This window comes from Candidatus Melainabacteria bacterium (genome assembly GCA_016193285.1).
Lineage (GTDB): Bacteria > Cyanobacteriota > Vampirovibrionia > 2-02-FULL-35-15 > 2-02-FULL-35-15 > JACPSL01.
Map to the genome: position 1 here is coordinate 44,071 of JACPSL010000006.1, position 14,103 is coordinate 58,173.

Sequence of the window (14,103 nt, forward strand, 5' to 3'; positions counted from 1 at the left end):
ATATCTAATATAAAACAAATTAAAAGGAGCAAATTAAAATATGACTGTTAACCCAATAATACCATCAAAAGGATCTCCATCTCAGGTTTCAGGTACACAAAACCAAGATGGCGAACAAGCCTTCAATAATATGACCAAATCTGAAGGATATAACAAGGGGGCCCTTGAACAAGCAGTTACAGAAAGGACACGATTAACAAGAAATAAAAGAGTAGATAGAACAAAAAAGAAACATTCATCTTTATTCTTAGTTTCTGATGATGATGAACTTTTTGAAGAAGCAGTATATAGAACTGTAATGGTAGATGGAATTTTGTTTACGCTTAGATTACTGGCAGTTGCATAGTTTTTTTTCTTCAATATTAAGATATAATCTTGCAGCTTGCTCTGCTAATTTTCTAATTTTTAAAATAAATGCCATTCTTTCATCACGACTTACTGCACCTCGTGAATCAAGCAGATTAAAACAATGTGAACACTTTAAAATATAATCATAAGCTGGCATTAGAAGTTTATTTTTAAGACAATTACTTGCTTCATCATAATAAATATCAAATCTTTTTAACAAAGAATCAATATTTGCAATTTCAAAGTTATATTTGCTTTGCTCATATTCATTCCTCTTATATATTTCAGAATATTTAATATCTTTTGTCCAGAGTAAATCAAAGACATTATCCACATCCTGAAGATACACTGCAATTCTTTCCAAGCCATAAGTAATTTCTACTGAAATTGGTTTTAAATCAAATCCACCTGCTTGCTGAAAGTAGGTAAACTGAGTAATCTCCATGCCATCAAGCCACACTTCCCAACCAACCCCCCAAGCACCTAAGGTAGGTGATTCCCAATCATCTTCAACAAATCTAATATCATGTTCTGTTATTTTTATGCCAATTTTTTCAAGACTATTTAAGTATATTTGCTGAATATCATCTGGAGAAGGTTTCATAATAACCTGATACTGGAAATAATGTTGTAATCTGTTTGGATTTTCTCCATATCTACCATCAGTTGGTCTTCTACAAGGTTCAATACAAGCCATATTCCAAGGCTTTTCTCCAAGCACATATAAAAATGTAGCAGGATTCATTGTACTGGCCCCTTTTTCAATATCATAAGGCTGCATAATTACACAGCCTTGATCTGACCAAAACTGGTTTAGCGTTAGATATAATTCTTGAAAAGTTAGTGACATGTTTCGATTTTCGATTTAATTCTTAATTAGTGTCTAAAATGCCTCATCCCAGTAAACACCATTGCAATATTATACTTATCACAAGCATCAATTACTTCCTTATCTTTTATACTTCCACCTGGTTGAATGATTGTACTGATCTTGGCAGATGCTGCAACTTCAATACTATCTTTAAATGGAAAGAAAGCATCAGATGCCATAACAGCATCCCTTGATTCATAGTTTGCTTTATTTAAAGCAATCTCTACTGAAGCAACCCGACTTGTCTGACCAGCACCAATTCCCAATGTTTTCCCACCCTTTGCAACTACAATTGCATTTGATTTAACATGTTTACATACTTTCCAAGCAAATATAAGATCAATCATCTCTTCTTCAGTTGGTTTTTTCTTTGTTACTACTTTTAAGTTTTCTAGCTCTAAAGTTTGAGAGTTTAAATCCTGAATTAACAAACCTTCACTAATTGTTTTTATGTCAAAGCAATTAATAACATTTTTATTCATGTTAATCTTTAATACTCTTAAGTTAGATTTAGTTTTTAAAACTTGTAATGCCTCCTGTGAATAATCTGGTGCAACAATTGCTTCTAAAAATATTGTTGTAAGTTCAACTGCAAGTTCTTTTTCAACTTTATTATTAAAAGCAACAATACCACCAAATGCACTTACAGAATCAGTATTAAAGGCTTCAATATATGCATGATGTAAATTTGGTGCAATAGCTACACCACAAGGACTGTTGTGCTTAACAATTACTGCTACAGGTGTTTTAGTATCAAACTCAGAAGCAATATTCCAAGCTGACTCTAAATCTAAATAATTATTAAATGAAAGTTCTTTCCCTTGAAACACTTCTGCATTTGCTAAACCATATTTAGAATTTAAAGGAAGATATAATGCTGCTTTTTGATGTGGATTTTCTCCATAACGAAGTATTTTTTTTAATTTTAAGCTTAATGTTAAGTTTTCAGGAAAACTGTTTTCTGCACCATTTTTATTATCCTTAAAATAATTCGATAAAAAAGATGTAATTAATGCGTCATAAGAACTTGTTTTTTGAAATGCTTTTAAGGCAAGTTTTTCCCTAAGCAAGAGTGTTGTAGTCCCATTGTTAGAACTTAGTTCATTAAGAACTAGTAAATAATCACTTGGATCACACACAACAGTAACACTAGAATAATTTTTTGCAGCACTTCTTATCATTGAAGGTCCACCAATATCAATATTTTCAATAGCATCTTCTAACAAAACATTTGGTACTGAAGTAACTTTATCAAAAGGGTACAAATTAATGACTACAAGATCAATTGGCCTTATATTGTGTCTTGAAATTGTTTGCATGTGTTCTTCTTTATCTCTCCTTGCAAGGAGTCCACCATGTATAGCAGGATGTAAAGTTTTAACTCTACCTTCAAGCATTTCAGGAAATTTCGTTAACTCGCTAACTTCTGTTACAGAAATATTATTTTCTTTTAAAAGCTTACATGTGCCACCTGTTGAAAGGATTTCATAATTATATTTTTTAACTAACTCTTGAGCTAGATCTACAATTCCATCTTTGTTATATACACTTATTAATGCAAGCTTTTTCACAATAAGTTAATTATATCGTAAGATATACAACATGACTATTACTCATCGAACTCAATCTATAACTTCAACTCAAAGAGATGCATGGCTAGAGATTAATTTAAATGCACTTGAAAGAAATTATAAGAAGTTAAGTAGTCTTGTTAAAACAGATATAATGGCTGTTCTTAAAGCTGATGGATACAGTCATGGTGCAACAACAATTGCTCCAATATTACAAAGCTTAAAAGTAAATTCTTTTGGTGTTGCAACAGTAGATGAAGGTATTGCACTTCGTAATTCCGGGATAAAGATTCCAATTGTCATATTAGGTGCAACACCATATTGGGCTTATGAAAGCTGCTTACAAAACAAATTAACAATAACAATATATTCAGAAGAACAATTACAACAATTAGAAAATTTTTACGGTAATGTTCAATTAAAAATTGATACAGGAATGAATCGATTAGGGGTAGATTATAAAGAAGCAAATAAAATAATTAAAAAAATCCTAAAATCATCACACTTAAAACTTGAAGGAATATTTACACATTTAGCAAAACCTACTGATTACAATTTTTCAAAAACACAAAAAGAAAGATTTGATTTTGTTGTAGAGGCATGCCACGGCATGCCTCTACAGAAGCATATTGCAAATAGTTATGCTGCAATTAATTATCCCGAATTCAGATATGACTTAGTAAGGCTTGGAATTGCATTATATGGGCAAGAATTTAATTTTTTAGAGCCCTTAATTTCACTTAAAGGAAGAATTACTGAGATTCATAAAATACAATCAGGCGAATCAGTAAGTTACGAATGTACTTGGAGGGCTAAAAAAGATAGCATCATTGCAACAGTCCCAATTGGCTATGCTGATGGAGTAGACAGAAATTTATCAAATAAAATTTCAGCTATTTACAAAGGCAAAGAAATAAAACAAGTTGGATTAATAACAATGGATCAAATGATGTTTGATATAACAGAAATTACAAATCCACAAGTTAACGATGTCGTCACACTGTTGGATAACAAACTATCAATTAGCTCATGGGCAAAAGGATTAAATACAATTTCATATGAATTGCTTTGTAGATTGAAAATGCGATTACCAAGAATTTATACAAGAGACTGACAATGTCATTCTGAGAAACTACACACCCTTTGCTGTTAGAATGATAAAGTCTTGAGGTATAATCATTCTTAATGAAGAATTATCTTTTAACTTTATTTATTTTCTTATTTTGTTTCATTTTTTTTATTGATAGTAACCAGTGTATGGCAGCTGAGTGGGAGTGTTCTCCAGTAGCACAGGCTTGTTGCGGTTCCTGTCCTTCATCGGTAGGTGGTCCTATACAGGTTCCAGTCGGTGATGCTGAGCATGCTACCCCATCTTGCGCATGTACAGGTAATATGTGTTATCCTTGTGGTTGCTGTAATCTTTTTGGATTTGCTACGTGCTATCTAATTACGATGCTGATTGGTATGGCTCCGGCGGCACCAATACCACCACAGTGTATCCCATGTTCCTGCTGTGGTGATGGAGAAAAAGAGGGTACTGAAGAGTGTGATGGAGAGCATGATACATGTCTTTCACAATTTCCACAATTTGATCCAGATTCTGTTTTTTGTACCTCTAGCTGCACATGTGGAGCACAAGCAGTCTGTGGGAATAGTCGCATAGAGCCTGGCGAACAATGCGATCCACCAGGTGATGAACCTGCATGTGATCCTGCAGGTCAGTCTGGTGTTTGTACCTTTAACTGTATGTGCATAGCAGCAAACAATTGTGTGAACAGTCTTAATGGTGTATACCCTGGTGATGGACAGATATGTGGTGGAGTTTGTCCAAATCCCAGTGAACAATGTAGAGTAGTTCTAGTACCTGGTGGAGCGTATACTGGATGCGAATGTTATACACCTTGTGGGCTTCCGCCAGGAGGCCTCTTATGTATGGGTGAGTGTCCTCCTGGACAACAATGTAAGCCCGATGCTAGCCCTCCAACTGGATGTAGCTGTGTTACAACTTGTGAGCAAAGTGTTTCAACTGGTTGTGATGGTTGGTGTTCTCCTGGATTCAATTGTACTGCTACTGCATTTTCAAGTGGTAATCCAACTGCATGCGGATGTATGCTAATACCTGTGTGTGGAAACGGTGTGATTGAACCTTCAATTGGTGAGGTATGTGATGATGGAAATACAGTTGATAATGATGGCTGTTCTGCTGACTGCTTATCTGATGAATCTTGTGGAAATGGCATTGTAGACACAATAATAGCTAATCCAGAACAATGTGATGATGGAAACTATTATAACGAGGATGCCTGTACAAATCAATGCCTAAATGCAGTATGTGGAGACTCCATAATCAGACAAGATGGTCCTGAAGATTGTGATCCACCAGGAAGTTTTACATGTGCCTCAGGAGTGAAATGTGACGCAGGTTGTGGGTGTCCTTCTGTACCCACTCCCACACCATCTCCAACCACCCCTCCAAATACCTAAATCAATGGCAGAGCTAATAAATCATACTTTTGATTGTTCACAATGAAGGATTAAAATCCTTTGTGGGTTGTATACTAACCATCGTTATAAGTTTCTTTAGTTTTGTTTGAATAAAAAGGACTAACTAAAATGATAAAAGTTATTTTTTCAACATTGTCTGTAGTATTGTTTCTAGCTTTTGTACAAGCTAATTTTGCAAAAGGTGCCCTTTCTGGCAAAGAAATCTTTTCTTCTGTTAAAGGTTCATATGGAGCATGTAATACTTGCCACCCAAATGGTGCTAGTGCTGGCAGATGGGATAGTGAATTAAAAGAAATATCTGCTGATGGTGACAGGATGATTCCATCATTAAAAGGAATAGGAAAAAGAAAAACTCCTGAGCAGCTTGAAAAAATAATTGGTTTAATGAGTAAAAAATATAAAGTACCTGTTACAGCAGAACAAATTAAAGCATTAACACAATATGTCTCAGGTCTTTAAAAGATAAGTAAAGGATGGATATGTTATGAAGATAAAATTTTTAATGTTGTTTTTTGTTTTGTTTTTTCTTTTTCCATTAACTGCGTTTTCTACTCCGCAATATATGGAAATATTTAATAAGGATTCTTTTGCAAAACCTGAAAAGAAGAGTAAATGTAGTGTTTGTCATGTTTCACCAAGTGGTGGTGGCCCTCTCAACGATTTTGGAAAAGCTTTTAGTGGAAATGGAAAAAAAATAACAAGCAATATTAGAGAACAATTCCCGGAATTATTTGACCTTTTAAAATCTTTAGCACCTAAGATTACTCGAATTAAGCCTAAAATTGCTTTTGCAGGACAAGAAGCTCAATTTATGATTTTAGGGAAAAACTTTGCTAGTGACAGTATTGTAAAAGTTGATGGTATAAGTGAAAATATCCAGTCAACATTTGTTAGCTCAAAAGAAATTGATTTAACTATTAGTTTTAGTGAAACTGGAGTACATACTATCCAGGTCGTAAGTGCAATCGGACAGGTCTCGAATATTTTTAAGATTAAAGTAAAACCTGCAAAGACCTAATAGAGATCTCCTACAAGCTATAATTTAAAAGTTCAGTAAAAACGGAGGTGAAACGGAGATTTTAAAATGAGATTTGCAAAAAGAATTAAATCATTGCCACCTTATTTATTTGCTGAAATAGATAAAAAAAGACAAGCAGCAATTGCTAGGGGTGTAGACATTATAAATATGGGTATTGGAGATCCAGACCAGCCTACTTTTAAACATATAGTAGATGCAATGCATTCTGCAATTGATGATCCAAGTACTCATAATTATCCTCCTTATCAAGGAATGAAAGAATTTAAAGAAGCAGCAGTTAAATGGTTTGAAAATAGATTTGGTCAAAAGTTTAATGCTGACACTGAATGTGTTTCATTGATTGGTTCAAAAGAAGCAATTCACAATTGTATTTTTGCAACAATTGATGAAGGAGATATCGCTTTATTGCCAGATCCTGCATACCCTGTGTATAAAAGCTCAACTGTTTTATGTGGTGGCAAACCTTATATTATTCCGCTTCTTGAAAAAAATAATTGGCTGCCAGATTTAACTAAAATACCAAACGATATTGCTCAAAAAGCAAACATTATAATGATAGATTACCCAAATAACCCTACCAGTGCAATTGCGCCACTTGAGTTTTATAATGAGCTAATTTCATTTGCAAAAAAATATGACATTATTGTTTTATCTGATAATGCTTATTCTGAACTAACTTTTAATGGATATAAAGCTCCTTCTGTTTTTGAAGCAAAAGGAGCAAGAGATATAGCTTTAGAATTTCACAGTCTAAGCAAAACATATAATATGACTGGCTGGAGAATTGGATTTGCAGTTGGAAATGAAAAAATTATAAAAGCATTAGGTACAGTAAAAACAAATATTGATAGTGGTATTTTTAAAGCAATTCAAAGAGCAGGAGTTGCTGCATTTAATACTCCTAAAGAAATTATTGAAAAAAATAATTCTTTGTATAAAGAAAGAAGTAATGTTGCGATTAAAGATTTGAAAGAATTAGGCTGGAATATAAGAGAACCTCTAAAAGCCACTTTTTATCTATGGTTGCCAATACCACCAAGCTTTAAAACATCTAGCGACTTTGCAACAGCTATGCTTGATAAATGTGGAATTGTTGTACCACCTGGAAGCGGGTATGGTGAGTATGGGGAAGGTTATTTTAGAATTGCACTAACCATTGATAAAAAAAGAATTGAAGAAGCTATTTTGAGAATGAAAAAAGAAGGTCTTGCTTATGAACAAAGAAGCTTTAATAGACAAGCTTCAAGAATATAAGAACCCTGTTTGTTTAATTACACTTGGAATATTAACTGGTTCTACTTTTTACTTTAAAAATATAACTATTTATCTTTTACTAGCAGTACTTGTAATTTTTAGTTTATTGTTTTTAGTTAGGACTATTGATAAAAAGAAGACACTAATATTTCTAACATTTATTGTTTTTGGATTTACTTATTCAAAGTTTTTTATAAGACTGTCAACTACTAATTTAGACTACTTACTAAATAAGCAAAAAATATACATTGGAGAGATATTAAGTACCCCTGAAGTACACAACTTATATAACAAAACATACATTATTAAATTAAATAGTATTTTAGATAAAAACAAAATTCTCAATTTATCAAAAAATAAAGTAAAAGTTATAGGTTCACATTATGAAGAATATAACATAGGTGATGTAATTCAAATAACTGGAAAGCTTGTAAAGCCAAACCATGCATTGTTACCAGGATTGTTTGATGAAAGAAATTATTTATACACTAAAGGGATATTTTATAAATTAATAACAAGACCTGGAACACTTGTCTATTTAGATACACCACCTTCAACATTTATTACAAGAAGTATTTATAAAATCAGGAGTAATTTAATTTCTACTAATAAGAAATATTTAAAAAAAGAAAATGAAAGTCTTGTAAATGCAATCTTATTAGGTTCAAAAGCAAGTAAGATTGATTTTAATTTAAAAGAAAAGATACAAAGTTTAGGTTTAAGTCATATAACAAGTGCATCTGGTTTTAACATAGCAGTTCTTGTTGGAGGTATTTTTTATTTTTTAAAATTATTTCATATGAGGAGCATATACCTGGTTTTATTTTCAATTCTTGCAGTTATTCTTTATTCAATAATTGCAGATTTTTCAGCATCAATTATTCGAGCAAGTATTTTAATTATCTTAATTTTAATTGGAAATCTTTTTAATAAGAAAATAAAACTACTACCTGCTATTTCTCTTATAATAATGTTATTTTTTATTTCAAGTCCATTAAATTTACTTGATATTGGTTTACAACTTTCATTACTTGCATTTTTAGGATTAGCATTGTTTGCAATTTCATTAATTAAGAAAGATAGCAGCCAGCTTAAAATAATAGCTTTGCAATCTTTATTTGCACAAATTATGACAGTACCACTTATAATTTTTTACTTTCATAATTTACAAATAATGGCATTAATATCTAATTTAATTGCAGTACCACTTGCTTCAATAATATTAATATTAGGGTTAATTAATATTTTGATTAACATTATTCCTCTTCTAGGTTTTTTAAATATAATCACAAGTGCCTTATTAAATATATCTTCTGACTTGTTTTTAAACTGGATAAATTTGTTAAGTAAAATTACTTTTAAAGAAATATTTATGCCAAGTATAAATTTTTATTTGTTGCTCCTAATCTACGTGTTAATTTTTTATGTTTTAATAATCATCTTTATTAAAGAGGCAAGAAAGAATCTTGTTTTATATGCAATTTTATTTATTGTTTTATTTTTAACCATTAATATATTAAATAATCAAAGTAACTATGTAAAAATATTTTGCATTCCAAAATACAACAATGAAGCTATTTTAATAGCACGTCCAAAAGAAAAACCAATTTATTTATCAAATTACATTAATGAAAAAGACAAAAAACAAATAAAAGATTTCTTAAGATTAAACAATATTCAATCAAATTGCTTATTTTTTAATACAAAAAACTTTAAAGATGAAATATTGATTCAATATAAAAATTTTTCCTTTAAGATAATTACTAATTTAAATAAAGAATTTAAAGGAGATGTAGAATTTTTAAAATTACCATTACTAATGAAAGAAGCTCCACCATTAAAAAGTGTTCTTATGTCTTACCCTAAAGTTTTAATAGTTAATGATTATAAAAAACTTTCTAAAAAATCAAAAAAAGATATTGATTGGTTAAAATCCTTGCCAATTAAAATATTATACTTAAGTAAAACTGGTACTATAACAATATTCAGTAATGGAAAAAAATCTTTTTATGAAGAAGGTACTAGTAATTGATATTGGTGGCACAAAGACAAATGTTTCACTTGTCACTGGTACAAATACTAAAATAAAGATTTTAGATTCAGATGTTTTTCCAACAAATAAAAATCCTGAATTAGAAATAAAAGAAATAAATTCTATTTATACTTCTATGAATAAGCAAGCTAATGACTTATCTTTAAGCTTGCCAGGAAAATGGAATAAAGATGGGGTTTTAAAAGAAAGCCTTTTTCTTAGTAATTGGATAGAATATCCCTTTATAAAAAAATTATCTGATAATTTAAAAATTAAAAATTATGTGTGGGAGACTGATGTAATTTGTGGAGCGTTAGGTGAATATCACACAGGGAAATTTCAGAATGGCTCAATGTTGTACATAAATTTAGGCACAGGAATTAGTGCAGCATTAATCAAGAATGGAAAACCATTTAAAGATCCAAAACTTACACTAAGGCTACAAAAAATGGTTTTTTCTTCTGGTGAAAAATTATATTCTGCAATAGACATTATTTCTAAGTCACCTTTTCAACTTGCTAGCTGGCTAATTAATTTATATTATTTATTTGCACCAGATGTAATTGTACTAAATGGCGGGCTAACGTATGACTGGGATGTACTTGCTTCTAAAGCAGCCCGGATTGCAAAAGAAAAAATAAAGAATGATATAAAAATTCTGCCAAGTAAATTAAAAGAACTAGCACCTATTTATGGAGCTTATTTAAACCGAAATAACTTCTTTTAATTCTGGTATCTGTCTTTTAAGCATTGTTTCAATACCTGCTTTTAAAGTCATTATAGAGCTTGGACAAGAACTACAAGCTCCTTGTAAATGTAATCTTAGTATCCCGTCCTCATAGCTATCAAAAATTACATCACCACCATCACTAGCTATTGCAGGTCTAATTTGATTATCTAATATGTCTAAAATCTTTTGTTCAGTATTACTTCTTATCCTATCTTCACTAACATTAACATTCAATACAACAGGCTTTCCTGAAACAAGGTGACTCTCAATAGCTGTACATAGCTTATCGTAAATATTTTCCCATGACATATCAGGATTTTTTGTAATAGTAATAAAATTTTTCCCAATAAAAACTTCTTTAACAAATTCAATATTAAATAATTTTTCTGCTAAGGGAGAATTTTTAGTACTTTCTTTATTTGGAAAATCATACGTTCCATTTTCAATAAGTATCCTGTCTAAAACAAACTTTAATGCATTGGGATTTGGGGTACCTTCTGTATAGATTTTAATTTCTTTATTTTGGCCTGTCATTTTAAACCTAAGATAATTGTATCAAGTTAAAAACAATTATGCAGCTGCTTTTACTTCTGCTGATTCAAAACGTCTGTTTCTAACTTTTACTCTTAATTCAGTTTCAAAAGGTATTGTAAGTTTATTAACCTCTTCTTGAGTTTCTTCATATTGCTTTGGATCCTGATATTTCATAACCCTTTCTCTGTATTCTAGAAATTCCATTTTTCTTCCATCTTCTAAAAGAACCATAATTCTTGTTCTTGGATTTTTAGCTGAATAACCACAGTATGCATTTTCACCACCAAACAGTATTCTTATTACAAAGGTATATTCATCACCATTGATACTTTCTAAACCAATTTTTACTCTACCATCAAATTCTCTTTCAGTTAATTTCCTTGCTTCTTCAAGAGAAATGTTTGCAGCATCAGCACCTAACAAGTAAACTATTTTTTGAGCTTTGAGCAATGGGTCGTAATTATATCTTAAGTTAAACTTATATCTGTCATACAGCATTGAAAAAGCTTTAACAGCTCCATCAGGTTTAAATATCTGCAAAGGTCTTCCATATTCATCTTCTACAAAAGTTATACTCTCAAAGAACTCACTGTAATCATCCAGGCTCCAGGCAGGAAAGTCGTTAGGATCTGTACTATTAAAATCTCCCCCATTAGATTTTGCATACTCTAAGAAATCAAATATTTTCCATCTAAGTGGTGTTTTATGACCCAGAATATCTTTTACTTTTTCTAAAAGCTCTTTAGCTTTTCTATTACCATCAACTTCTCCATAGCGTTCAACAAAATCAGTAATTATAGCCTGGCAAATATCTGAATTCGTATCTTTCAATAACTTCATAGTTTCTTCATCATTGTTAAGTCCTCTAATAGATTCTTCCCCAAGATGTGATCTTGCTATGTGACCAGCATCGTGAACTAACATAGCTACTTTTAGTGCAAGTCTGTTTTCTAAATAAAAAGTTTTTATGCTTTCTGGAGTGGATGGATTATTTATGATGTTTTTTTTCATAACTTGATCAAATAATATTGCAAGTGTGCAAACTCTTTTACTATGAGTAAATCTTTCTAAATCTCCCCTGTTTGGAAATAAAGGGCTTGGGAATCCTGCTTGAGATTTCTCTTTCATTTTTTGGAATGTTGGAGTAGCAGTAATTTGCATGAATAATTTTCCATCTTGATCTTCTTCGATAATTTTATCAAACTTATCGCTCTTGTGAGGTTTTGGACTTGTACTTTGTAAAAACTCATAAATTGATTTCCATGCTTCCTTAGGATTTAAGATTACTTCCATTACTCTTTTTTTAAATGGACCAAATGAATCAGGCTTAAAAAACTTAAGTCCTGATTGAGCAGTAAAACCTAAGAATGCAAATGCTGCACCACAAGCACGTACTGCCATTGCAAGTGGATATAAAAACCCATTTTGAGAATCTAATCCTAAACCTTTTAAGGCAAGTAAAAAGTTATTTACACCTAGTACTGGTGATGCTAATTGTTTAAAGTATCCCTCAGAACGCATTGAATAATCTTCAGCTTTTATTCTTCCACCAAAATCATCTGCTCTTTCAGCAACAACCTTTCCATCTCTAAAAAGTGCAATTAAATTTAAAAGTGAAAATGCACTATAAGGAATATAAGCTAAAGATCTCACAGACTCAGACATCTTTTCTGCAAACATAGAACCAACACCTAACAAACCTCCAGCAGCGATTAAACCACCTCCAGCTTTTTGAAATAAAGCATATGGCTCATCAACTACCAATCTTTTCCATGACTTGGGAGATGAAATATTTTTTGCAAAATTTATAACTGCTTGTTCAACAGGCATTAAAAATTTTAAAGATGAAAAATTAGGATGATTAAATATTGAATGTTGAACTGCAAATGCATTTTGAGAATCACGGTCTCTAACCTGTCCCATTCCTATAGAAGCTATCCCATCAGCAATTGAAAACCCAGCAAGCCAGTGTATTTTATCTAAACCTAAATAACTAAATAATCCCATTCCAAGATTACCAATACTCCAATAAGGACTTTCATGTGCAAGTCCAGTTAAGCCACCAGCAATTGAAGATTTTGTATAGCCTTTGCCTAAGAGATTAAATGCTTCATCTTTGTCAGCCATTCCAAACACACTAAGAGCGAGCTTCCCTGCAGCATAAAACAAACCTAAAACAGCCCAGAAATTTAAAACAACAGCTCCACTTGTAGCTGCTATTCTTCCCATTCTTAAAAGCTTTAGCTTTTCAGGATCTTCATAGTAGTCTTTTATTGTTGCTATTCCTGGTACAAATTTATTTGTTAGATTTTCTTGTTCTGGACTTAATGTAGTTGGAGTTTTAAATTCTTCTTGTGGATTTGGACCGTAAGATTTTTCAGGTACATAAGTACCGGCTTGTTCTTGAACTTTACTTCGGGCAACAGGAGAAAGTTCCATCTATTGTCCTTTACCTACTATATCTAGTGTTAAATTAAGCTCTCCTCTTTGACTGCACACTAAATATTAGACTATATATATTTTTCAAAGTCAATACTTAAAAACTACAAATTTTATAATTTTTTTAGATTTTGAATAAAAAAAATATCAGTTTTGTATGTTAATTGTAGTTTCTAAGCTTTGTAATCTTACTTAGCCTTTACTTTAAAAATATTTGATGTCTGACCACTTGGTGTTACAACATGGAATGTATGTTTTCCAGGTGTATTAAAAGTAACATTTTCAATAACAATTTTCTTTGTGCCTATAACCTCATGCTCAATATGTGGTGTGCTTTCAATACTGACACTGTCTATATGTAAAAAATTATCTGCAGAAAAGTTTTTACCCAAGATTGTAACTTTTATTTCTTTACCGATGGCAAAAACAGATGGTTTTACACGAACAATTTTAGGTATCATGCCACGTAAGAGGTCAAATAATTCTGGAAACTTTTCTCTTAAGTCATTAGTTATTGTTTCATTTGCAGCTTCAAATGCTTCTCCAAATTCATTCCTTGGTCCACCTCCACTAGGATTTATATGACATACGCTGCACATGTTTTTCATTTCTGGTCTTGCAAGCTTATCGTTATTAAATATTTCCAGATCATGTGGATTAGAAGAAGCTTTAAGCGGAAAGAAAATTAATACCAAAACCAGGATTAGAATTTGCATGTTTATTTATACCTCCTTGAATGACTCATAATTCTTTCTCTATTATCTCATACCCCTACCCATA

General features: G+C 31.5%; 13 protein-coding genes. 8 read left to right on the plus strand and 5 right to left on the minus strand.

Annotation, left to right across the window (positions count from 1 at the left end; genetic code table 11):
- The first annotated feature begins 40 nt into the window (after nt 1-40).
- Nucleotides 41-346: a hypothetical protein gene (locus tag HYY52_01130; GenBank protein MBI2995299.1), complete on the plus strand. Its 306-nt coding sequence runs from the start codon at nt 41-43 to the stop codon at nt 344-346.
- Here HYY52_01130 and HYY52_01135 read toward each other — a convergent pair.
- The gene (locus tag HYY52_01135; GenBank protein ID MBI2995300.1) at nt 329-1,198 is read right to left on the minus strand and encodes a glycine--tRNA ligase subunit alpha; all 870 of its coding nucleotides are present in this window, start codon (nt 1,196-1,198) and stop codon (nt 329-331) included. The two genes, HYY52_01130 and HYY52_01135, sit on opposite strands and share 18 nt — an antisense overlap.
- A gap of 26 nt (nt 1,199-1,224) precedes the next feature.
- Nucleotides 1,225-2,790, minus strand: a complete 1,566-nt coding sequence (gene purH, locus HYY52_01140) for a bifunctional phosphoribosylaminoimidazolecarboxamide formyltransferase/IMP cyclohydrolase (GenBank protein MBI2995301.1) — start codon at nt 2,788-2,790, stop codon at nt 1,225-1,227.
- A 31-nt stretch (nt 2,791-2,821) separates the two neighbouring features.
- On the opposite strand from purH, the gene alr reads away from it, so the two are divergent.
- The 7 genes from alr to HYY52_01175 all read left to right on the plus strand — a co-directional run bounded on the left by alr (nt 2,822) and on the right by HYY52_01175 (nt 10,347).
- On the plus strand, nt 2,822-3,904 hold the full coding sequence (gene alr, locus HYY52_01145) for an alanine racemase (GenBank protein MBI2995302.1): 1,083 nt from the start codon (nt 2,822-2,824) through the stop codon (nt 3,902-3,904).
- A gap of 71 nt (nt 3,905-3,975) precedes the next feature.
- Nucleotides 3,976-5,274 carry a DUF4215 domain-containing protein gene (locus tag HYY52_01150; protein MBI2995303.1) on the plus strand — a complete coding sequence of 433 codons (1,299 nt, stop codon included), beginning with the start codon at nt 3,976-3,978 and terminating at the stop codon, nt 5,272-5,274.
- A 129-nt stretch (nt 5,275-5,403) separates the two neighbouring features.
- A complete protein-coding gene (locus HYY52_01155; protein ID MBI2995304.1) occupies nt 5,404-5,754 on the plus strand; it encodes a hypothetical protein in 351 nt (116 codons plus the stop codon).
- 25 nt (nt 5,755-5,779) lie between these two features.
- Nucleotides 5,780-6,313 (plus strand): IPT/TIG domain-containing protein, encoded by a 534-nt coding sequence (locus tag HYY52_01160; GenBank protein MBI2995305.1) that lies wholly within the window; start codon nt 5,780-5,782, stop codon nt 6,311-6,313.
- Between the two features lie 66 nt (nt 6,314-6,379).
- Nucleotides 6,380-7,588 carry an LL-diaminopimelate aminotransferase gene (locus HYY52_01165; protein ID MBI2995306.1) on the plus strand — a complete coding sequence of 403 codons (1,209 nt, stop codon included), beginning with the start codon at nt 6,380-6,382 and terminating at the stop codon, nt 7,586-7,588.
- The gene (locus HYY52_01170; GenBank protein MBI2995307.1) at nt 7,548-9,620 is read left to right on the plus strand and encodes a ComEC family competence protein; all 2,073 of its coding nucleotides are present in this window, start codon (nt 7,548-7,550) and stop codon (nt 9,618-9,620) included. Before HYY52_01165 ends, HYY52_01170 begins: the two co-directional genes overlap by 41 nt.
- The gene (locus tag HYY52_01175) at nt 9,598-10,347 is read left to right on the plus strand and encodes an ROK family protein (protein ID MBI2995308.1); all 750 of its coding nucleotides are present in this window, start codon (nt 9,598-9,600) and stop codon (nt 10,345-10,347) included. The genes HYY52_01170 and HYY52_01175 overlap by 23 nt, the downstream gene beginning before the upstream one ends.
- Here the strand turns inward: HYY52_01175 and HYY52_01180 are convergent.
- The 3 genes from HYY52_01180 to HYY52_01190 form a co-directional block, all read right to left on the minus strand.
- Nucleotides 10,324-10,884 carry a NifU family protein gene (locus tag HYY52_01180; GenBank protein ID MBI2995309.1) on the minus strand — a complete coding sequence of 187 codons (561 nt, stop codon included), beginning with the start codon at nt 10,882-10,884 and terminating at the stop codon, nt 10,324-10,326. The genes HYY52_01175 and HYY52_01180 overlap by 24 nt on opposite strands.
- A 36-nt stretch (nt 10,885-10,920) precedes the next feature.
- Nucleotides 10,921-13,323, minus strand: coding sequence for a hypothetical protein (locus HYY52_01185; GenBank protein ID MBI2995310.1), 2,403 nt, complete (start codon nt 13,321-13,323; stop codon nt 10,921-10,923).
- 188 nt (nt 13,324-13,511) lie between these two features.
- Nucleotides 13,512-14,039 (minus strand): hypothetical protein, encoded by a 528-nt coding sequence (locus HYY52_01190; protein MBI2995311.1) that lies wholly within the window; start codon nt 14,037-14,039, stop codon nt 13,512-13,514.
- Nucleotides 14,040-14,103: the final 64 nt, after the last annotated feature.